The sequence below is a fragment of the Litorerythrobacter xanthomarinus genome (assembly GCF_046254955.1).
GTDB lineage: Bacteria > Pseudomonadota > Alphaproteobacteria > Sphingomonadales > Sphingomonadaceae > Qipengyuania_C.
Window position 1 is genome coordinate 1,141,173 of record NZ_JBJXRG010000001.1, and the last position, 22,198, is coordinate 1,163,370.

Consider the following 22,198-nt stretch of genomic DNA (forward strand, 5'->3'; position numbering starts at 1 on the left):
TCGGTTGTTGCTCGCAACCTACCATGTGGGGCTGCTGCTTGTAAGAACAAGCGACAGATCCCCATTGAAATGGATAGGTTTGCGCGTGCTAACTACCTTCGAGCGCCTTGTCCTCGTTGGCACGCTTGATGATGTATTGCCGGATCGCCTCGGCATCATCACCCGTCACGACACGATCGAACGAGACCATTCCGTTATGTTCGAGCGCACCGTCGATCACAATGGCTCGCAGGGCCTCGGCACGGGCAATGGTTGGCGAATGGCGCAGGTCAGGATTGATTTGCCCTGCAATCGCCGCATCGCCGTGGCAGCCCGCACAATTGAGCCCATACAGTGCCTGCCCTAGTACGACTTGCTCTTCGGTTCCCTTGAATGCCGGCGGATCAAGCACCAATTCGCGCAGCGGCGGTGCGGGCGGCAATTCGCCTTCGGCTCCGAGCTTGAAGACCAGCAAGCGACTGATGTTGGGGGTTGGGCCGGATTTGGCCGCCAGTAGTCCCGTATTCATGTCCCACAGTCCGCCCCAACCGACAAGGATCGCGACATATTGCTCGCCATCGATCGCATAGGTCATTGGCGCGGCGATAATCCCGGTTTGTGCCGGGAAGGACCAGAGCTGCTCGCCGCTATCAGCGCTATAGGCGCGAAATTCGCCACCTGCAGTGCCTTGGAAAACCAAGTTGCCTGCGGTCGATAGTGTACCGCCATTGGAAGGCCCGGGATATTCAACCCGCCACGCTTCCTGCTGCTTCACGGGATCCCAAGCGAGCAGATGGCCAGTCGTCGAATCGAGAAACTGCTGCCTAACCGATTTGTCTGCTGGCATCGCGACGCTGCCGACATCGATCCCCATCTGTCCGCCCATTTCCGACCCTTCGAATTCCTCATCGGCGAGATAGGGCATCACAGTGTTGTTGGCGGGGATGTACATCAGGCCCGTTTGCGGGCTGAAGCTCATCGGGTGCCATGTATGCGCCCCGTATAATCCGGGAGCGCCGACGAATACATCTCCGGTCAGCTCATAACGCGCTTCATCGCGAATGTTTGGCCTGCCGGTTTCGGAGTCGAGTCCATCGGCCCAATTGACTTCCGCAAAGGCTTCGCCGGAGAGAAATTCGCCCGTCTTGGCGTCCAGCACATAGAAGAAACCATTCTTCGGAGCATGCATCACGACCCTACGCTGTTCGCCGTCGACTTCCAGGTTCGCTACCGTGATCTGGGAGTTCGAATCGTAATCCCAACGATCCTCGGGCGTTTCCTGGAAATGCCAGGCATACTCTCCCGTATCAGCATCCACAGCTACTATCGAAGCGGTGTAGAGTGCCTCTCCCAGGCCGCGATCGGCGGTGTTGGGGTTCCATGGCTCGGCGTTCGCTGTCCCGAAGTAGACGAGGTTAGTAGAGGGATCGAAAGTGATCGAATCCCAAACGGTGCCGCCGCCGCCAAATTCCCACCATTCGCCGCCCCATGTCTCGGCAGCGCGCTCCATCGCCTCGTTCTCGAATCCGTCGGCCGGATTGCCGGGCACGGTGTGGAAGCGCCAAACTTCTTCGCCCGTTTGCCAGTCGTAGGCGGCGAGGAAGCCGCGCGCACGATACTCGGACCCGGCGCTACCGATCAGCACCAGGCCATTGGCAACGCGTGGCGCGCCGGTAATCGCATAGTTGTCGAGATCGGGAACGACCTGCGTTGACCACGCTTCTTGACCGCTCGCCTGATCAATCGCGATCAGCCGCCCATCGAGCGCGGCAACGTAAACCTTGTCACCATAGAGCGCGACACCCCTGTTAACTGCATCGCAGCACACGCGGGCAAGCGTATTACGCGGCACTTCGGGATCGAACGCCCATTTGGGTGCACCGGTCCTGGCGTCGTATGCTTTGACCATGCTCCATGCGGTCGAGACGTAGATCGTCCCGTCATGCATCAGCGGGGTGGCTTCCTGCCCGCGCCCCGTATCGAGATCAGCAAACCAGGCCAGACCCAGCTGGCCGACGTTTTCGGCATTGATCTGCTGGAGAGGAGAAAAGCGCTGTTCGTCATAGCCGCCGCCATAGGTCAACCATTCTTCGCCCACCCCTGCCGCGATCATGGCATCGGTGACGCCTTCGGTAGCCGGGTCCGAACGATCGCTCCCGCAAGCTGAAAGTCCGGCGCCGGCCAGGGTCAAAGCGGCAAATGTCGCCAATCCGCGAAGCTGCATGTCTATCTCCCCTCAAGCCGACCCGGGGCCGGCGAATCCGCGCACAAGTTGGCGCGAAATCGGGCGCATGTCCATCATGTCTTTAGCGGGAATTCAGGCCCGGCGATTCCCGGGTCTAATAAACAGCTGGTATCAGGCGCGCAGTGTCGACTTGCCGCCGAACTGGCGGAACAGGGCGCGCGCCTCGTCTCGCCGCATATCGTCGTCGGTCACATCGACTGTCACGAAGACTTTGCCGCGATTGATCTGCTGCTCATGATAGTTGGAAGCGATGTCCTCGACGTCATGATCGTCAAGCATGCGAGTTATAGCACCGCCGGTAGCGCCTATGACGCCGCTGACGCCGGCCACCGAAGGAGCCGCTGCAGCAATCGCACCGGCAGCTGCGATCGGTCCCAGCCCAGGTACGACCAGAACTGCGACACCTAGCAGGGCACCCGCGACACCGCCGCCGGCTATCGCGCTCGCCACGCTGAGCTTGCTGTGACCTTCTCGCAGCTTGGGCGCGTGGCCTTCCAGCTGGCTGACGCGCCAGATCAGCGAGATGCGTTCTTCGGCAAAACCGGAATCGACCAGCGCGGCGATCGCCGTTTCGGCCTCCTCGCGGCTATCGAAGGTAGCCGTCACGGTTGTCTTGCGTCGCTGGCTTTCCTGCTCGCGGGCTGCAGCAAAAGCTGCTGCGAAAGACTGCCGATCCTTATCGTTGCGAAAGATAACGCGCAGGCCTGCTGAGCGATGCAGCTGGACCACGCTGGGCGGCGCCATGTCGCGGAACAGAGTCCGCTGGAGCATCTGCACCGTGCTCGGCTTGAGTTTCTGGTCGGTTCCGCGATTGATCCATTCCGCATCGACCGGTCGCGGGTGATCATCTGCCAGGAAGTTGAGCGCCAGCAGCTCTTCCGGCTTGATCACATAGGCTGGGGCAGAGATGGTTTCCTGTTGCATGGCTCGAGAATAACGTTTTGATGGCTAGATGGGTCCGCAGGATGGTCTATTATCCTGTTTTGAAACATCTTTATCACACTACGTTAGCTATCCTCCCTGCTGGTTTCGCGCGTGTTAATCCAAACATCGGCAATTAGGCAAAAAATACCAAAAACTGCTTAACCTAAGCTGATTCCCTCCGGTTTTACTTTCTCGCTTTCCGATCATCGGCTACCCTAGCAGCGACTTACGGAGGGTCTTGATGGAATTCGTCTTTTTCGGAATCGTTATCTTTGTTCTGATCGTGCTGCTTTTCACGACCGTGAGAGTTGTGAAGCAAGGCTATGTTTATACGATCGAAAGGTTGGGTAAATTTACTACTGCCGCCGATCCGGGGCTGCACATCCTCGTCCCGTTGATTGATCGCGTTGGCCAGAAGGTCAACATGATGGAGCAGGTGCTCGACATTCCGGGCCAGGAAATCATTACTGCGGACAACGCTATGGTCGGAGTCGATGCAGTTGTATTCTTCCAGGTCCTCGATGCGGGTAAGGCAGCTTACGAAGTATCTAACTTGTTCCAGGCCATAATGGCGCTGACCACGACCAACTTGCGTACCGTCATGGGTGCAATGGATCTCGATGAGACTCTGTCAAAGCGCGACGAGATCAACGCCCGTCTGCTGTCGGTGGTTGATCATGCCACCTCGCCATGGGGGGTCAAGATCACCCGCGTCGAAATCAAGGATATCCGCCCGCCGATCGATATCTCGGAAGCGATGGCCCGCCAGATGAAGGCCGAGCGTTTGAAGCGCGCCGAAATCCTTGAGGCTGAAGGCGACAAGACCAGCTCCATCCTGCGTGCCGAAGGGCGCAAGCAATCGGCCATCCTCGAAGCGGAAGGCAAGCGCGAGGCGGCCTACCGTGATGCCGAAGCGCGCGAGCGTGCGGCGGAGGCCGAAGCGAAGGCTACGAACATGGTGTCCGATGCAATCGCCTCGTCGGGTAACCAGGCCATCAACTACTTCATTGCTCAGGAATACACCAAGGCGGTCGGCAAGTTTGCCGATAGTCCGAATGCCAAGACTATCCTTTTCCCCGTCGAAGCAACCCAACTAATCGGCTCGCTTGGCGGTATCGGCGAACTGGTACGCGATATCGTGAAGCCCGGTGAGGCAGATGTGACAACGCGTGATGGCGGTACGCAGCTTCCGCCGCAGCGTGACCGGGTGCCGCGCGCCAGCGTTCCGCGCAGCGGAGATAGCTGATGTTCGAAGGGATCGACGCCCATTGGATCTGGCTGACGATCGGGCTGGTCCTCATCGCGCTCGAGATGCTTGTGCCCGGGGTATTCCTGCTGTGGCTCGGTCTCGCTGCCGTAGTCACTTCGGCTATCGCCTTTGTGTTCGATCTCGGCCCCGCGTTCCAAGTCGTGAATTTCGTGTTTCTCTCACTGATCGCGGTCTATTCGGCCAAGCGTTTCTTGCGCGAAAGGCCAATCGAAAGCTCGGACCCGCTGCTCAACAAGCGCGGCGGGCGGCTCGTCGGTGAAACGGCTATTGTGACGCAGGCCCTCGATGGTGGGAGCGGGCGAATCCGGTACGGCGACAGCGAATGGATTGCGCGCGGGCCCGATATCGACGTCGGCGAACGCGTCAGGATCACGGGCAGCAATGGCGCGGAGCTTCTTGTCGAGCCATTGAACCTGATCGAAGGTGAGGCGAAACCGGCAGGCCTCGCGCCGGAAGATTAACCTCTAGGTCGGTGTGCTGCTCGTGCTGAAACGGCCGTGTTTGCGGTAGCGGGTCATCCAGCGATCGAGGAACAAGCCGAGCGGATGCGGTTCGATGCCGAGTTTCTCGAAGCCCGGATGTTTTCCCGATACGACATTGCCCTCTTTGAGCAGCGACCACTGGTCGCCGTTGATAGGTGTCGCCGGTAAGGCCGCGAATATCGCTGAAATCGGATCTGGAACGGGGAGAAACAGAGGGTCGCGACGTGCCGCAGCGGCGATCCGCTTGTTGAGCTCTAGCATCGTCATCACTTCCGGACCGCCGAGTTCATAAACTTTGCCGCCATGCTTGCCCGGATCGGCGAGAGCGACGGCGATGGCCTCTGCCAGATCGTCGACAAAGGCAGGCTGCAGCTCAGAATCGGGCCCGAATACCGGCAGCACAGGCAGCATTTGGATCAGCCCTGCAAACATGTTGACGAAGTTGTCGTCCTCACCAAACAGCGCTGATGGACGCAGGATCGTTGCCTTCGGAAAGGCTTGCGATACGAGCTTCTCTCCGAGCGCATTTGCCTGACCATATGTCGCGGACGAATCCGGATTAGCTCCGATCGCACTGATGTGGACCAGCGCCTTCGCTCCCGCATCGGCGGCAGCCTGGGCGACCACGCCTGCAGAATTGCCCATCAGCTGGATCTGGTCACCGGCGAAGCTGCCGACGAGATTGACCACCGCATCGGCATGCGTCGCAACCGCGCGCACTTGATCGGGATCATTGATATTGCAGCGGACGAACTGGATCTGGCCGAGATTGGCCAGCGGCTTGAGCGAGTGGCTTCTTTCCGGATTGCGGCTGGCGATCCGAAGCCTTGCGCCGCGCTTAAGCAAGGTCTGGGCAAGATAGTGTCCAAGGAAGCCGCTGCCCCCGAACAGGACGACGAGCTTGTCTTTCAGTGCTTCGGTTTCGGCCATTTCATCCCAGCCATTATTGATTCCGTGTCGAGGTCCCTTGCCCCAACCATTGCCGGCTCGCAACAGTTGCGATGGGCAATCTGATAATCCATTGACAGCCCTGCGGGTGCGGGCTAGGCGCGCGCTCCTGTTGTGGCCGGTCGCTCGGTATCGGACGCGCATGGTGTGCCCAGATGGCGGAATTGGTAGACGCGCCGTCTTCAGGTGGCGGTGGGGGCAACCCCGTGGAGGTTCGAGTCCTCTTCTGGGCACCATTTATTCGTCCGCGAATGTCCGCGGAACCTTCCAAAAACCCCAGAATTCTGCTAAAAATGACGCGTTCTGTCCGAGTGCGTTCACGGCTGTTCATGCGCAGTTCGAGGCATTTGGGGGCCTCTTTTGGGGCCTTTTAGGTTTCAGGAGATTGGAGGCCCCCAAGGTGTTTAAACTTACTCACACTCAATGTCGTAAAGTGCGGCCTCGCGACAAAGACTTTAAACTCAGCGATGGGTATGGCCTCTACTTATTGGTCACAAGCCGCGGTAGTAAGCTGTGGAGGTGGAAATACCGGTTCAATGGCGTCGAGCGAAAGCTATGTCTCGGCTCTTACCCTGCTGTGTCTCTAAAGCATGCACGCGAGATTGTGAGGGAGCAACAGTCTCTATTGGCGACTAACGTCGATCCGAGCACAGAGAAGCGGCGCCTGCGGCTTGAAGCAGAATTTGAAACAGCGACTACCTTCAAGGCGGTCGCGAATGAATATATCGCCAAAATGGAGAAGGAGGGGCGGGCCACGGCCACAATCATCAAGGCTCAGTGGATGCTTGGTTTGCTCACTCCGTCGCTTGGACATAGATCTATATCGAGCATTCGTCCAAACGATGTCCTTCATGTGCTGAAACACCTCGAAAAGAAGGGCCAACTGGAGACTGCTCGCAAGGTCCGTGCATTTGCCAGCCGCGTATTCCGCTATGCAGGCGCGACCGGCCGAGCAGAAACTGACCCGTGTCAGATATTGCGGGGAGCGATTGCCGCGCCCCAAGTGAAAAACCACGCTGCACTGCTCGAACCCGCGGAAATCGGCGGGCTTATGCGATCAATTCGCGAATATTCTGGCGACCCACTTGTTAGGCATGCTTTGGAGTTCTCTGCGCATGTTTTTCAAAGGCCTGGAGAAATTCGGCATGCGCAGTGGTGCGATATAGATTTTCAGAAGGCAATCTGGACCATCCCGGCGGAGAGAATGAAGATGCGCCAACCACATCGAGTGCCTCTGTCCAAACAAGCGTTGCAAATCCTTACTGAGGTTCAGGCGCTCACCGGGCGGGAGGCCTTCATATTTCCCTCTTTGCGCACGTCCAAGCGCCCGATGTCCGAGAACACCGTAAACGCGGCACTTCGCCGAATGGGCTATACCTCTGACGAAATGACTGCGCACGGCTTTCGGGCGATGGCGAGCACACAGTTGAACGAGAGCGGCCTATTTGACCACGATGCTATAGAGAGGTCATTAGCCCACAAAGACAGCAACGCGATTAGAGGCGTATATGACCGTGGATTACGCTGGGAAGAGCGGCAACGCCTTCATGCTTGGTGGAGCCAGAGGCTCTTTGACCTTGAGGCTGGTCGTGAAGTAAAATTCGCAGCATAAACCTTGAATGCAATCACCTTCCATGCGGAATTTTTTCGATCAAAAGATACACTTAAGTATAAAGGAAATGATACAAAACCCGATTTTGTGTAAAGGGCTTGACACAAAAAATGCATACTTATTGATTATCTAGATTATTGGGTCGAAACCAATATTTTTGCCTCTTTTTTTGAAGGCTCTATGTCCATATAGTTCTTTCCTTGTCGCTATCTGGCTATCTGGGAGGAACCTATGAATGTCCTTAATGACGTAAAGACCACCTGCCGGCAACTCTCGATGAGCCGCTCGGCTCTGTATGTTGCTGTTAAGGAAGGTCGGATTTCCGCTCTGAAGAACGGCAACCGAACACTCTTTCATCGTGATGAGATTGAGCGTTTTGCGGGACGCCTTCCGAACATCGAGTGAACTCTCTGTGATTTACCCTTGAATGGAACGACCGCCATCGTCGGTGTAATTTGACGGCAGGGTGGCGGTGCAGTGGGCTACTGTGGGGAAGCGACCAAAGCCCAAGCGCAGTCCTAGGGACGGAAGCGTGGCCGCCGGCAGAGCGCCATCTGTCGTGAAGTAGCCGTCCATGTTGATGCGGGCGCTCGCGCATCGGCCCCTCAATCGGCGCCGGCTCGGTCGAGCAGGTAAAACGAGGACAGGGAGGACCTTTCCCGGCTCTGCTGGGGAAGGTCGTCCTATGCCCTCTTCTCAACACCTCTCTATCAAGCAGGCCTCATGTGATTTGGTATTCAGATCTTTATTCTCCGAAAGATTTTGTGCGTGCTGTAAAGCACGACACGGATTTAGTCTTCTTAAGTCAGCGCAATCGCGCGAATTGTTTGACACTTTCTGGTGCATTGGAGTGTGATGATCACATAGTCGTCCTGGGAGCACTCAAACCCTGGCGGGTGCATATTTCAGTCGAGGGGCGCCGCATAAATACCATCGTGATCAAGGATCGATTTCGTCGGCAATAGAGGAAAGAAGGTTGGGAACGAACCACGAGTATCTTGGAATTTAACGGGACACGTCTGAAATTAGAACGACCTAGCTAGACATATTTGGATGGATTTGCAGCAAGGCAGCGGAGAGCGGTAAAGCCAGATGTGGGGCAGACATTCTCAGGAACTATAAAAAAGAGACGGCACAGGCCCTAAAACCGCAGTCGCTAAAACAGGGAAATTGACTTTCCTGGGCAATATCAGATCGCAAGGCGCAAAGTGTTCACTCTCAAAGGGTTTCGGAGGACAAACATCGTGCAGCAATTTCGTATACGCTCGGTCTTCAGACAGTTTGCGAATGGCGTTCCTTGTCTGATTTTGGCGGCGCTAGTTGCCACCACAATGTTTGGAAGTGAAGCAAAGGCAAGAAGCTCAAAGAAATTACTCGCAGAGGAAGACGTAAGATCGACTTTCTCTAGCCAGCGGTCCTTCGAAGAATTGGAGATGTGCATTGGGGTAGGGCTGAGCGAAATATGGCCCTCGCTGCCCAGCGTCTTACGCGGTAGCTCTGAACTCGTGATTGCTGTCGACACGCCTCAAACAGTCGTCTTTGCTTATAGGATTACAGAACAGCAAGGACTTCGCCGCATCGAGATATTTAGTCCAAGGGGTTGGCAAAACCGAACCGCACGAGTGGCTGAGGAGTGTATTCAGTAATTTTAGCTATGTGCGAATTCTGAGATTGCTTTGCCGTCCAACACTGCGGCGAACTTTTTCACCACCCATTGCTCCCTCTCACTATCTGAATTCCAAACACGCGTTGCAGCTTTATGCCAGCTTTGGACGTCCTCGAAAGATGAAGGTGGAGGCAATGGCTGCGTTGGTTGGAGCCATTCATCCAGAAACGCCTGAAGAGTATAAAGGATAGCGATTTTGCCTATGCCGGTTACTCCGGCCGCTTTGGCTATTAGCGCGCTTCGATAGTCTTTTGGTTCAGCCAGCAATTCATAAACCCTTGAAGTGGCTTCGAGCAAAGCAGGTTCACCGACTGCCACCAGTCGTTCAAGGAAAGCTTCGCGCCACTCAGCCGTGTGCAGATGGTAGGAGGATAGCCTTGGGCCAACAGGAATATCCCCAGCACTCCCGTAATCTGTCCAATCCTCATTTGCTTCGATGTTTTCGCTGAACCTGCTCACTTTGCCAAACTACCAAAACCCTAGGGTATAGGGGAAGCAAATTCGGCATTGGTCTTGACCTCAAACTGACTTGCAACCTTCTATATTCAATATGGAATTTCCTTTTTGGGCAGATGAAGATAGAACATCGGTGTGAAGCGATGCCGCGAACGAAATTGCTGGGAGAACGAATGAATGGTTGAAGGGGGTGTTTACGTAGATGACTCTGGAAACCCTGGCGTTGAGTCAGGGTCAGACTTTCTATCCAGCACCCGCAAGTCTTGGACTGCAGTCATCGTTCCATCCAGCATCGAGCAACAAGTCACGGTCGCGATGGAAATGTTCCTCAAAGGGATATTTGATGACTTTGGCGCCGTCGAATTACACTTCACGGACATCTATAGCGGCAGGGGGAGTTGGCGAAACGTTCCGGTCGGTAAACGCATTGAGATATTCGAACTCATGCAGATGCTACTGGATTACTTCCAACTTCCGGTGATCCACCAAACGGCAAGCGAAGAGTCCTACGCTGACGCTGAACGGTTTTGGGCTAAGGTGCGAAAGGCAGAAGGCGTATGGTGGGACATAAAGGAAGTGTCTCACCTAGGCTTCCTGATGCTTTGCCATCAATTGGCTCGCTATCTGCGAGAACTTCATCAGGATGGACCCCAAAATTTCAAATTGCCTATGCCTCTTTTCGTTGATGAAGGATTGGCCAAAGCAGGGGTGGATGTGGAACTGCCGAATTGGGGAGATGTCATTGAGGGACCCAAAGTGCAGTTTCGGGAGTCGCACAAAACACCGGGTATTCAAATTGCTGACTTCGCAGCTTTTGCGATTTCGAGGACGCAGTGGGTCATGGCCAAGCAGGAGCTTGGTAGTCCGGTCAAAGAAGCAGATCTCAAGATGCTACAAACCACTTCAAATATGAACATTCTCAACCTGCCCAAGCTGGTCATGAACGTGGAGAACATTTCCAAAAAAGCCTATGAATTCGGCTTGATGAAAGACCGCAAGAATAAAGGGCTCTCCCCGCGACCAAAAAGCCCGAAACGGAAGTGATGCATCGGAACGTAATGGGGGGCGGGCCCTGAGAATGCTAGCAACCATTGGAATTCGAATTGCCGACTGACGTTCATTCAAAACTATATTCTCACGAGCTTCGTCGCCGTCATGCGTCGGGCGATGCTGAGAAGTTGGCTGGGACTTTGCTGGACGCACAGGTCGACCTGAACCCCCACCAAGTCGCTGCGGCTCTTTTCGCCTTTCAGTCACCGATCTCGAAAGGAGCAATCCTTGCCGACGAGGTTGGACTTGGAAAAACAATTGAGGCGGGTCTGTTGCTGTCCCAGCGATGGACAGAAGGCGCCAGGCGAATTTTGATCATCACACCTGCGAACCTTCGCAAGCAATGGGCGCAGGAGATGGCCGAGAAATTTTTTCTACCCACGGCAATCCTGGAAGCTGCCAGCTACAAGCGTCTTGCAGCCGATGGCATGAGGCCATTCGAACAGAATGCGATAATTATCTGCTCATTCCCCTTCGCGGCACGGCATGAAGAAGAAGTCATGACTACGCGTTGGGACTTGGCGGTAATCGACGAAGCCCACCGTTTACGAAATGTCTATAAGAACTCAAACAAGACGGGAAAGGCGCTGAAGAGCGCGCTTGCTAACGTCCCAAAGGTATTGCTGACTGCAACTCCGTTACAAAACTCTCTGATGGAACTCTATGGCCTTGTCAGCATAATCGATGACTATGCCTTCGGTGATGCCAAAAGCTTCCGGGCTCAATTTGCGCAACGTGGTGATGCGAACTTCGACAACCTGAAAGAGCGACTTATGCCGCTCTGCCATCGAACTCTGCGTAGGCAGGTGACAGAGTATGTCTCCTATACCAACCGGGTCCCTCTGACCGAAGAGTTCACTCCCACAGAGGCAGAGCGGCAACTTTACCAGGACGTTTCGGGGTATCTCCAACGCGAAGAGTTGGCGGCCCTCCCTTCAAGCCAGCGGACGCTGATGACGCTAGTGATGCGGAAGCTTCTCGCGTCTTCGACGTTTGCGATTGCAGGAATGCTGCACAATTTGGCTTCCAAACTAGAGCGGCAACTTAAGGCGGATCAGTTTGTACGAAGATCGATCTTCGAGGCGGAGTTCGATGAAGACGTGGACAGCTTTCAGGAGACAAAAGAAGAATGGGGAGAAGAAGCGCTCGATGACGACGCTGACTTCGAGCAGGGGCTTCTCACGGAGGAGGAACGCGCCTCGATAGCGTCCGAAATCGAGGAGCTTCGCGCCTTCGCGGACGAGGCAACCGCCATCACCCAGAACGCGAAAGGCGAGGCGCTTCTAAAGGCCCTTGGTGCAGGGTTCGATAAGGCGGAAGAACTAGGTGCCTCTCGTAAGGCGATTATCTTCACTGAGAGCCGAAGGACGCAGGAATATCTCGTTCGCCTGCTCTCAGCGAACGGCTTCGCGGAAAAGCTTGTCCTTTTCAACGGATCGAACACTGATGAGCAGTCGAAGGCCATCTACAGTGAGTGGGTCGAGAAGCATCGCGGATCGGACAAGGTGACCGGTTCGCGCGCGGCGGACATTCGAGCAGCCCTGGTCGATCATTTTCGTAACACCGCGGAAATAATGATCGCAACCGAGGCGGCAGCAGAAGGTATCAATCTACAATTCTGTTCTATGGTCGTGAATTACGACCTGCCGTGGAACCCACAACGGATTGAGCAACGCATTGGGCGTTGCCACCGATACGGGCAGAAGCACGATGTGGTTGTTGTTAACTTCCTCAATAGGGAGAATGCCGCTGATCAGCGCGTCTACGAATTGCTGAAGGAGAAATTTCAGCTTTTCGAGGGCGTATTTGGCGCGTCAGATGAAGTGCTCGGGGCAATTGGCTCAGGTGTCGATTTTGAGAAGCGTATCGCTGAGATTTACCAGAACTGCCGAACGGCTGAGGAAATTGAGGAACGCTTCAAGGCTTTGCGCGCCGAGATGGAGCAGGAAATTGATGCGACCATGCAGGATACGCGTCGAACCTTGCTCGAGCATTTCGATGCAGAGGTGCACGACCGGCTCAAGATTAACCTGGATCGCAGCAAGGAGTATTTAAACCGCTACGAGCGCAAGCTTTGGGCGGTCACTAAATATGAGCTTGGGCGCGATGCAGCTTTTGACGACGCTCATCTTACCTTCACACTAAAGAAGCCGGTTGGCCCTGCAGCGCCCGGTGGTTTCTTCCTAGGCAAGGTTGGGTTGGACGGACATCGGTATCGCCTTGGCCATCCGCTGGCGCAGCATCTGCTCGATGAGGCTGCAAATCGAAAGTTGCCCTGTCGCCATCTGGTCTTCGACTACACCGATTGGGAAGCTAGTGCGTCAGCATTAAAGCCGTTCGTGGGCGCGAGCGGCACGATTTCGGCACGTCTCCTTTCGGTGACAGGAGTTGATGCGCAGGACCATATCGTGCTCGCAGCGATCACCAATGACGGCCAGCAGCTAGATCCCTCGGCGGCCATGCGACTGTTTGAACTGCCAGTGAGCATCGGCAAGATCGCCGATATCCCTGCCGATTTAGGTGAAGCGCTTGATGCACAGTTCTCTGCCATTCTTGCTGATCTCGATGCGCAGCGCGCCGATTGGTTGCAGCAGGAAATGGATAAGCTTGACGACTGGGCTGAGGATAAACGCACCGGGCTCAAGGCCGATCTCAGAAAGTATGATGATGAACTGGTCGATCTGAAGAAGCGAGTTCGGCTGGCCGGATCACTCCAAGACAAGCTCACCCTTCAGCGCGCAAAACAGCGGTGCGAGAAGAAGCGCGATGAAGCTTGGCGTGCCTATGATGGTGAGGCCAAGGAAATTGAGGAGCGCAAGGAGCGCCTGCTTGACCGAGTGGCCGAGCAACTGACACAAGACACACAAACCACTGACCTTTTTACGATAACCTTTGAGATCATATGACCGACTCCCCGAATGAAAAGCCCGAACCCTTCGATCTCAATTCAGATGATGTCGCTGCTCGCAAGCGCGCAGATCTCAAGCGGCTGTTTCCGGAAGTCTTTGATGAGAACAAGATCGACCTAGACCAGCTTTGCCGGGTGATGGGCGACTGGATAGATGAAGGATCGGAGCGCTTTGGTCTTACTTGGCCGGGAAAGGCTGCCTGCATGAAGGTTATTCAGGCCCCCGCCACCGGCGCGCTGCGACCGGATCGTGAGGAGAGCGTGAACTTCGATGACAGCGAAAATGTCTTCGTCGAAGGCGATAATCTTGAAGTGCTTAAGCTGTTACAGAAAGCATACTTCGGCAAGATTAAAATGATCTATATCGACCCTCCATATAACACTGGACGTGAATTCATTTACCCGGACAAATATGCTGAAAACCTTGACACCTACCTGAAATATAGCGGCCAGGCAGACGAAGAAGGTCAGCGATTTTCTACTAATAGCGAGCATTCGGGGCGGTTTCACAGCCGCTGGCTGAACATGCTCTACCCACGCCTTTATCTGGCGAAGAACCTACTGTCCGAAGATGGCTTCATATTCGTATCAATAGACGACAATGAATTGCACCACCTTTTGTCGATAATGAACCTCATCTATGGAGAAGAAAATCATATAGCTACTTTAGTGTGGCATTCGGAGGGGCATACCGACAACCAATACGACGTTAAGGTCACGCACGAGTATGTGGTTGTTTATGCAAAGTCCGCTGATCTATGCGAGTTTCAATATGTTGTAGACCCGAATACGCGGAGTGAGAGCAATGTATGGAAAGGCATTGCGATAAACTCCATTACGAAGAATGGGAAAGCCAATCCTCCGAGCGAGGTCACTCTGCCCGCTGATTTCCCCTGCGAAGTCCCAGAGGTCGATTTAGCCGCCGATAAGCTTCCTCAAGCATTTTGGAACGAGGTTTCTGAAACTGGCTACATCACCCGTGAGATCACGAAGAAATATGGCGTGTCATACCCAATCCATATGGATGATCTCCATATAGCTGAGAGCAAGCTTACCTCACCTGTTCGTGTGTTTTCGGGGTGGGCCAACAAAAATAAGTTGGAAGCCTTCATAAAGGGAGGCTGCGTCCCTCTTGACGATGAAGGTAGCGAGTTGACCTTCTATCTCTCTAAGAAGGGCGTCATCTACTACCGACGAGATCGCGGAAAATCTCGGAATATTGTTTCTGTCTTGCAAAAGATGGGCACGACTGAACAAGCCAGTTCCGCTCTCGAAAAGCTCGGAATTAATTACGATTATCCGAAGCCTGTCAGTTTGTTGAGCTACCTAATTTCAATGGTGACACAGCCGGGCGACTACGTGCTCGATTTCTTTGCGGGCTCCGGAGCAACTGGGGACGCCGTTCTAGAACTCTCGGCAGGCGGCGAGAAGGCTAGAAAATTTATTCTGGTCCAACTTCCCGAGAAAATCGAAGGGGGTCGACATGAAACAATATCCGCATTGGCTCGTGCACGATTGCGAGAGAATTTTGAAGAACGGGCCCCTGCGGAAGGCATGCGGGCTTTTTGCCTCGGCCCGTCAGTGTTCAAAGAATGGCGTGTCGACTCCACTATTGGCGCGTCCGATCTCTTATCGAGGATTGCCGCTCATGCAGTTTCTGCAAAGGATGCATCGAATGAAGAGGTCCTATTCGAACTTCTGCTAAAAGATGGGTTCGAACTCACGACGAAAATTGAGAGCAAGAATATTGAAGGTGCAACCGTCTTTAGCGTAGCTGAAGGCGCTCTCATCATCTGCCTTGAACGCAAACTAACAAAGGACATTATCGACGCTCTTGCCGATCTCGCCGAGGAAACGGACGCTGCGCGCGTGGTCTGCCTTGATGCGGGTTTCCAAAAGGATGATCAACTCAAGACCAATGCGGTCCAGACCTTCAAGTCGCGCCTCGGGCACGGCGAGGACGGCAGCGTGTTCCGCACTGTTTAGGGGGGTCTGATGAAGCTCAAGTTTGATCCCTCGCTGGATTACCAGCACTCTGCAGTTTCTGCGGTCGCGGACCTGTTCGAAGGGCAGGCGACCGGCACTGTTGAGACCGAGATGGGCGCGGCTATTACCGATGGCTTGATCCAAACTGAGCATGGACTGGGCAATGCGATCACTCTGTCCAACGATCAGATATTTGAGAACCTCGAGGCGGTTCAAGAAGCGAACGATGTTTCTTCTGCTCGCGACATAGATGAACTCGATTTTGCGGTCGAGATGGAGACAGGCACCGGCAAGACCTATGTCTATTTGCGAAGCGCATTCGAACTTGCGCAGCGATACGGCTTCCGCAAATTCATCATCGTCGTTCCCTCGGTCGCGATCCGCGAGGGGGTTCTTAAGAGCCTCGAGGTCATGGGCGAGCATTTTCGCAGGCTCTATGACGCGATGCCATTCAATTTCGATGTCTATGACTCAAAGCATCCCTCCCGCGTGCGGCAGTTCGCGGGCGGGCAGCATTTGCAGTTCTTGGTCATGAACATCCAGGCTTTCATCAAGGACGCTGGCGAAGGAGAGACGAGCGGAAACATCATCTATCGCGACAGCGACAAGATGGGCGGACGCCCAATCGACTTTCTTTCGCAAACTAATCCTTTCGTCATCATCGACGAACCGCAGCGCATGGACACGGAGAACGCCGCTGCGGCCATCCAGAGGCTCAATCCAGCAGCGATCTTCCGTTACTCTGCAACCCATAAGGACACGCGCAATCTGCTTTTCCGCCTCGGGCCAGTAGAGGCTTTCGAGCGGCAACTTGTGAAGCGAATTGAGGTCGATAGCGTCGGTGCAGATGATCGTTCATCCGACCCGTATGTAAAGTTCCTCAAGGCTGACCATACGAAGTCACCCATTCAAGCTCAGATCGAAATCTTTAAGATGCAAGCTGGCGGTCCAAAGCGTGGCAAAGTCACAGTGAAGAAGGGCGACACGCTCTTCCAGAAGTCCAAGGAGCATCAGAGTTACACCGACCTGATGGTCTCGGAAATTGACGCGACGCCGGGGGCTGAGGCGCTGCATTTTCAGAACGGCCTCAAACTCGAATTGAATGAAGAGATGGGTGGCGCTGCGGATGATGTGACTAAGCTCATGATTGAGCGCGCAGTTGAGCATCATCTGCGCAAAGAACGCGAGATGAAAGGGCAGGGAATTAAAGTCCTCACTCTATTCTTCCTAGATCGAGTGGCTGACTACCGCATCTATGGTGACAACGGGGCCACAAGTCTCGGTCCGGTCGGGAAGTGGTTCGAGGACACCTACTCCGAGCTTGCAGAAAAGCACTACTCGGATGTCGCGACCTATCCTGCGGAGGCTGTGCACGACGGCTATTTCTCAAAAGATGGCAAAGGGAAAGCCAAGGACACCAGCGGCAAGACCAAGGCCGATGAAGATACCTACCATCTCATCATGACTGATAAGGAGCGGCTGCTCGATCCCAAGACACCGTTACGCTTCATCTTCAGCCACTCTGCTCTGGCCGAGGGTTGGGACAACCCGAACGTCTTCCAAATTTGCGTCTTACAAGCTGTCGGGAGCACGATGCGTCGCCGCCAACAGATCGGCCGCGGACTTCGTCTGCCCGTGAACACAGATGGCGAGCGAGTGAAGGACCAGTCGGTTAACCGGTTGGTTGTGATCTCCAACGAGGATTACCAGTCCTTCGCCAAGACGTTACAGTCCGAGTACGAAGGCGAAAGCGGCGTCAAGTTCGGCGAGGTAGCGCGTGACGCTTTCGCAAAAATGATCCGCAAGGTTGGCGACAATGAAGAGCCACTCGGCGTCGATGGCTCAAGCGAAGTTTGGGAAACTCTACGAAGGCAGGGCTACCTCGACAGCAAAGGTGTGGTGGATACTGACAACTTCCGACCAGACGACCTCACTTTCGAGTTCGAGCTTCCGGGACACGAGGACATTGCTAAGCCGGTAAAAGACGAACTGCGGCGTTACCTCATTTCGCGTCATGTCCGCCCAACTCGCGATAAGCGGACTCTGAGCTTTCGGAAGCAGGTTCACATGGGGGACGACTTCAAGGCGCTGTGGCACCGGATCAGCCAGAGGACACGCTATCGTGTCGAGTTTTCAACTGAAGACCTCATCGAAAAAGCTGTCGAGCGCATAAAGGGTATGGAACATATCAGCCCGCTTGTGATCTCAGCTCAAAAGGTTGCAGTATCAGTCGAGCACTCGGGTGTAGCTGCCAGCGGCGTGCTTGATCGCAAGGTAAGCACTTCGCGACGGTCCGGGAAACTTCCCGACATCCTGGGGCAGCTTCAACGCGAAACTGAACTTACGCGGAGCACGCTGGCTGAAATCTTGAAGCAATGCGGCAAGCTCGATGAGTTCATCGGCAACCCTCAGACTTTTATCCTACACGCAGCACGGGAAATTCAAGGCGCGCTGCACGACCTGATGATCGACGGCATCAAGTATGAAAAAATCGATGGGGCTCATTACGAGATGGCCCGGTTCGAGCAGGAAGCCGAAAAGGGCATCACGCGCTATCTGAACCGTCTTTATGAGGTGAAGAATAAGGACCGAACGCTCTACGATTTTGTCGAGTATGACAGCGAGGTTGAGCGCGATTTCGCCGAGGCGCTCGATGTGAACGAGCATGTAAAGTTCTTCTGCAAACTACCCGGCTGGTTCGTGGTTGATACGCCGGTCGGGCCATATAATCCCGACTGGGCGTTTGTGACTGCACGGCATGAAAAGCTCTTCTTCGTTCGTGAGACGAAAAGCACGCTGGAGCGCGGGAAGCGTCGACAACAGGAGAACCAGAAGACCGATTGCGGGAAGAAGCATTTCGCAACGCTCGGCGAAGACTACGCAGTTGTTACGGAATTGGCCGAGGTGGATTTCTGAGGCGCGAACTAATCAGGGGGACGAGAATTGCACGCGAAAGACTGGAAGCTGAACGATGTTCTGCAAGAGAGGCAGCAATGGGTAATCCCAGTCTACCAGCGGCACTACGCATGGGAAACGCGCGAGGATAAGCAGATACCCACACTCTGGAACGACTTGCGTGAGAGGGCAGAGGAGAAGCTAGATGGCGAGGATGTAAAACCTCACTTCGTTGGTGCCATTATCTACTCACAGCCGACTGACCAGCCGTTTGGGACTGTTAACAAGCGCTTCCTTGTCGACGGACAACAACGCATTACTACCTTCAATCTAGTGCTAGCTGCGCTGCGCGATAGCGCGGAGGAGAATGGCTGCGAACAAATCTCGAATGCAGTCTCTGAGTATCTCTTTAATGCAATAAGTGGTGGAATGGCTGAGCCTGAGAAGGAACGGTTTAAGCTTTGGTCATCGAGTTTTGACCGCCCGTTCTTCTTGGCTGTCGCAACCAAGTCTGCTGATGAAATTCGCGCTGAGTTTCCAGAGTTCTTCTACAAGAACGGGAAGCTGATTTGGGGCCAAGCACCGAAATTGCTCGCAGCCTATTGGTATTTGAGAGAGGTAATTGCCGAGTATATTGATGAGAAAAAGGGAGAGGAATTCTCTGTTGAGCAGGTCTTGAATGCGTTGCTTTCAGGGTTTCTCCACTCTTTTCAGATTGTTGTCATTCAGCTTGGCAAAGAAGACGATGCGCAGGTGATTTTCGCATCACTGAATGGAAATGCGGAGCCACTCACTGCTTTTGACCTGATTAGAAATGACATCTTCCATCGTGCACGGTTGAGCCTCGAAAATGATGATACCCTGTTCGAGAAACACTGGTCCAAACTGGAGACTGACTTCTGGAAGGAAGAGGTAAAGCAGGGGCGACTGAAGCGCCCGAGAGTTGATCACTTGATCTCTCATAGCCTGGTCGCAGAAACCGGTGAAGAAGTCGCCGCAGGTCAGGTTTCGAATGCCTACAAGAACTTCGCTTTGCGAATGGCTTTTCCCTCCGTCGAGGCTGAGATTGAGAGTCTTCTTCACTATGCGAATGCATACCGCGCAATCGAGGAAGGCGACACCTCGAACGCACTTGGGCGATATGGTAATTTTACCAAAGTTTGGGACACGTCGACCTTCCATCCCGTGGCTCTATGGGCTGCCTACCAAGAAATGCCGGACGAGGAAGAGACTGAAATTCTTCGTTTAATCGAAGACTATGTGGTTCGTCGCGATTTGATTGGTGGTTCGAACAAGAATTACAATAAAATCGCTCCGAATATGATCGATGCGATGAAATCAGCCGAGAGCCCATTGGCTGGCCTCGTCAAATATGTTGGCTCGCTAACTGCGCCAACATCCAGGATGCCAACTCATTCCGACCTTATAGGGGCGGCCAACAGGGAAAATGCCTACGGGAACTTGGGCTCAAAAAAACTCCGCTACATCCTTACCAAGCTTGAGAGAGAGCTACGCACGAAATTTGACGAAAATATCCCAATCGAGAACCTCTCGATTGAGCATATCCTACCCGACAAATGGGCTAAGAATTGGCCTCTAAAGAAGAGCGGAATTGCGCCCTCCGAGGACTTCTTCGCAGCCGTTGACGCGGGGCACTCAGTTTCACCAGAAATGCGAGAAGAAATGGATTTGCGCGAGCGAGCCAAGAATACGTTAGGAAACCTAACGCTTCTCACACCTCCAGCGAACACAGTGAATGGCAATGAGGGCTGGGATTTTAAGCGAGAGAGAATTGGAAAGTCTCTACTCGCTTTAAACCGCGATATCGCCGAGAACGATCAATGGGGAGAAGAAGAGATTAGGGATCGAGGCGAAAGGCTGGCGGAGGCGGTGCACAGAGTTTGGCCCGGTTTGTCAAACGTTGAGGACGAAATCCCCTTAAGCTGAAATAAGGCGAAATCTCTGGCTAATTGAACAGGCTGCGGAGGTCGACCGTAGAGTGAGAATTTATGTTCAGGTGCCCTGCACTGGGGGCCTAATCGGGGGCCTTTAAAACCCTCGAATTGATATAAGATCGTAATATCAGTAACTTAAAGGGTTCAATCGAGTCCTCTTCTGGCACCAATGCAGCAGATAATGCGATCCTCCTGAGAGCAACTAGCTCGACAGTGCACTCCAAGCCTCTGGCTAGCGAGGCATTCAAACACAGTTGTCGCCACGGATCTCTGTACGACCTCTCGAAACTGCTCTCGCTCCGAACGCCTAGTGCTAAGCTCGAAAGATTCTAATGCTAGTCCCCGCCATCCCGCGCGTGATTGCGAATGGCTTGTCGATCGAGATATCCGCGCCCACCACACCGCTCATCGCAAGACAAGTTTCGCCAAGCCTGTGTGCAAAGGTCTCGATCAAAGGGATGTGCACTGCGGCAAGCCCGTCGATCTCTGCGACGATGCGGCGGTAGTCGACCGTTTCGCCGATATCGTTCACCGAGCCTGCAGCCACTTCGACCTCGACACTGACGACGAGCGGCTGGCGCCGCCCAATTTCATCTGGATTGATGCCAATGTCTGCCAGAACCGGATAATCGCGCACGCGCACGATAGTGATCGATTGAAGCTCACCCATTTTTGTGGTTCCTTGCATTGCGCGCTGCCTTGAGCGTGTTGGACAACAGGCAGGCGATGGTCATTGGACCGACACCGCCGGGTACCGGTGTGACGGCCTTGGCGTGCTCGACTTCGTCGAAGGCGATGTCGCCAACAAGGCGCTCACCGCCGTTTGAGCGAGCAACCCGGGTAATTCCGACATCGATCAGCACGGCGCCTTCCTTGACCCAGAAGCCCCTGACCAGGCGAGGTGATCCTGCAGCTGCGATAATGATGTCTGCCTGTCGGGCGATTTCGGGCAGGCCGCGCGTTTCGATATGGGTGACGGTCACCGTGGCCTCGCGCTCCAGCAGGAGCATCGCGATCGGCTTGCCAACGATGTTGGACTTACCGATAACGACTGCGTTGAGGCCGGTTAGGTTGTCGATCACGGTGTCGAGCAGTTTCAGGACCCCAAGCGGCGTGCAGGGAACGAGGCCTCCGGTACCGGTCGACAGCCGGCCGACGTTGACCGGATGGAACCCGTCGACATCCTTTGCCGGATCGATCGAACCGAGAAGTACTCCGGCGTCGATATGCCGCGGCAATGGGACCTGCACCAGAATGCCGTGAACGGTCGGATCGGCATTGAGCCGAGCGATCAGCGTCAGCAGCGCATCCTGCGAAGTACCTTCGGGCATACGATGCTCGTAGCTTTCAATACCAACGCGCCTACAGGCACGAATCTTGTGCGCGACATAAACTTCGCTCGCCGGATCGCTGCCGACCAGAACCACCGCGAGCCCGGGCGGGTAATATCCTGATTTGGTGAGCCCGGCGATACCCGCAGTAGTCTCATCGTCCAACTTGCGTGCGAGCGCGCTGCCGTCGATTATGTGCGCCACACCGATAATCCCCATGCCATTCCGTGTTAGCGAACGGATCTTCCCGCCCGCGTCGATGCCGAGCGCCAGATGACGATGTGCAGGATCGAAAGCAATCTGGCTTCGCCCTTGCAGCCATAGGTACCGTTACGCGTGGCAATACTAGGTGCGACCATGAAGCAAGAAAGTCGGCTGCAGCACAGCCTCAAAGCCGCAGAAATCAGGCAATTTTTCAGTTGGCGGATTCTCCAGAGAGGTCATGGCTAATCACCAACATTAGTATGCCGAATGGAGCGCGTGTGCGTTGC

Annotated in this window: 16 protein-coding genes and 1 tRNA gene; 10 read left to right on the plus strand and 7 right to left on the minus strand. The window is 54.5% G+C overall.

Features of this window, described 5'->3' with window-relative positions; all coding sequences use genetic code 11:
* Window positions 1–88: 88 nt before the first annotated feature.
* The gene (locus tag ACEWMW_RS05885) at window positions 89–2,203 is read right to left on the minus strand and encodes a PQQ-dependent dehydrogenase, methanol/ethanol family (protein WP_409412960.1); all 2,115 of its coding nucleotides are present in this window, start codon (window positions 2,201–2,203) and stop codon (window positions 89–91) included.
* Window positions 2,204–2,335: 132 nt separating this feature from the next.
* Entirely contained in the window at window positions 2,336–3,148 is an 813-nt protein-coding gene (locus ACEWMW_RS05890) for a hypothetical protein (protein ID WP_409412961.1), read from the minus strand.
* Window positions 3,149–3,389: 241 nt separating this feature from the next.
* On the opposite strand from ACEWMW_RS05890, the gene ACEWMW_RS05895 reads away from it, so the two are divergent.
* Both ACEWMW_RS05895 and ACEWMW_RS05900 read left to right on the plus strand, forming a co-directional pair.
* The gene (locus ACEWMW_RS05895) at window positions 3,390–4,394 is read left to right on the plus strand and encodes an SPFH domain-containing protein (protein WP_409412962.1); all 1,005 of its coding nucleotides are present in this window, start codon (window positions 3,390–3,392) and stop codon (window positions 4,392–4,394) included.
* On the plus strand, window positions 4,394–4,879 hold the full coding sequence (locus ACEWMW_RS05900) for an NfeD family protein (RefSeq protein WP_409412963.1): 486 nt from the start codon (window positions 4,394–4,396) through the stop codon (window positions 4,877–4,879). Before ACEWMW_RS05895 ends, ACEWMW_RS05900 begins: the two co-directional genes overlap by 1 nt.
* A gap of 3 nt (window positions 4,880–4,882) precedes the next feature.
* On the opposite strand, the gene ACEWMW_RS05905 is transcribed toward ACEWMW_RS05900, so the two are convergent.
* The gene (locus ACEWMW_RS05905) at window positions 4,883–5,830 is read right to left on the minus strand and encodes a complex I NDUFA9 subunit family protein (protein WP_409412964.1); all 948 of its coding nucleotides are present in this window, start codon (window positions 5,828–5,830) and stop codon (window positions 4,883–4,885) included.
* A gap of 167 nt (window positions 5,831–5,997) precedes the next feature.
* Between ACEWMW_RS05905 and ACEWMW_RS05910 the strand changes: the two genes are divergently transcribed.
* The 3 genes from ACEWMW_RS05910 (at window position 5,998) to ACEWMW_RS05920 (ending at window position 7,865) form a co-directional block, all read left to right on the plus strand.
* A tRNA-Leu gene (locus tag ACEWMW_RS05910) sits at window positions 5,998–6,084 on the plus strand.
* A gap of 164 nt (window positions 6,085–6,248) precedes the next feature.
* On the plus strand, window positions 6,249–7,460 hold the full coding sequence (locus tag ACEWMW_RS05915; protein WP_409412965.1) for a tyrosine-type recombinase/integrase: 1,212 nt from the start codon (window positions 6,249–6,251) through the stop codon (window positions 7,458–7,460).
* A 231-nt stretch (window positions 7,461–7,691) separates the two neighbouring features.
* Entirely contained in the window at window positions 7,692–7,865 is a 174-nt protein-coding gene (locus ACEWMW_RS05920) for a helix-turn-helix domain-containing protein (protein ID WP_409412966.1), read from the plus strand.
* A gap of 1,243 nt (window positions 7,866–9,108) precedes the next feature.
* Here ACEWMW_RS05920 and ACEWMW_RS05925 read toward each other — a convergent pair.
* Entirely contained in the window at window positions 9,109–9,585 is a 477-nt protein-coding gene (locus ACEWMW_RS05925; RefSeq protein ID WP_409412967.1) for a hypothetical protein, read from the minus strand.
* Between the two features lie 174 nt (window positions 9,586–9,759).
* Between ACEWMW_RS05925 and ACEWMW_RS05930 the strand changes: the two genes are divergently transcribed.
* From ACEWMW_RS05930 to ACEWMW_RS05950, 5 genes are read left to right on the plus strand one after another with little or no spacing between them, the layout of a single operon-like run.
* Window positions 9,760–10,626, plus strand: coding sequence for a DUF3800 domain-containing protein (locus tag ACEWMW_RS05930; protein WP_409412968.1), 867 nt, complete (start codon window positions 9,760–9,762; stop codon window positions 10,624–10,626).
* A 47-nt stretch (window positions 10,627–10,673) separates the two neighbouring features.
* Window positions 10,674–13,538: an SNF2-related protein gene (locus tag ACEWMW_RS05935; protein WP_409412969.1), complete on the plus strand. Its 2,865-nt coding sequence runs from the start codon at window positions 10,674–10,676 to the stop codon at window positions 13,536–13,538.
* Window positions 13,535–15,526, plus strand: coding sequence for a site-specific DNA-methyltransferase (locus tag ACEWMW_RS05940; RefSeq protein WP_409412970.1), 1,992 nt, complete (start codon window positions 13,535–13,537; stop codon window positions 15,524–15,526). Before ACEWMW_RS05935 ends, ACEWMW_RS05940 begins: the two co-directional genes overlap by 4 nt.
* 9 nt (window positions 15,527–15,535) lie before the next feature.
* On the plus strand, window positions 15,536–18,442 hold the full coding sequence (locus tag ACEWMW_RS05945) for a restriction endonuclease (protein ID WP_409412971.1): 2,907 nt from the start codon (window positions 15,536–15,538) through the stop codon (window positions 18,440–18,442).
* A 27-nt stretch (window positions 18,443–18,469) separates the two neighbouring features.
* On the plus strand, window positions 18,470–20,368 hold the full coding sequence (locus tag ACEWMW_RS05950; protein ID WP_409412972.1) for a DUF262 domain-containing protein: 1,899 nt from the start codon (window positions 18,470–18,472) through the stop codon (window positions 20,366–20,368).
* Between the two features lie 321 nt (window positions 20,369–20,689).
* On the opposite strand, the gene ACEWMW_RS05955 is transcribed toward ACEWMW_RS05950, so the two are convergent.
* From ACEWMW_RS05955 to ACEWMW_RS05965, 3 genes are read right to left on the minus strand one after another with little or no spacing between them, the layout of a single operon-like run.
* Window positions 20,690–21,046 carry a dihydroneopterin aldolase gene (locus tag ACEWMW_RS05955; RefSeq protein WP_409412973.1) on the minus strand — a complete coding sequence of 119 codons (357 nt, stop codon included), beginning with the start codon at window positions 21,044–21,046 and terminating at the stop codon, window positions 20,690–20,692.
* Entirely contained in the window at window positions 21,039–21,926 is an 888-nt protein-coding gene (gene folD / locus ACEWMW_RS05960; RefSeq protein ID WP_409412974.1) for a bifunctional methylenetetrahydrofolate dehydrogenase/methenyltetrahydrofolate cyclohydrolase FolD, read from the minus strand. Before folD ends, ACEWMW_RS05955 begins: the two co-directional genes overlap by 8 nt.
* An 11-nt stretch (window positions 21,927–21,937) precedes the next feature.
* On the minus strand, window positions 21,938–22,066 hold the full coding sequence (locus tag ACEWMW_RS05965) for a hypothetical protein (protein WP_409412975.1): 129 nt from the start codon (window positions 22,064–22,066) through the stop codon (window positions 21,938–21,940).
* Window positions 22,067–22,198: the final 132 nt, after the last annotated feature.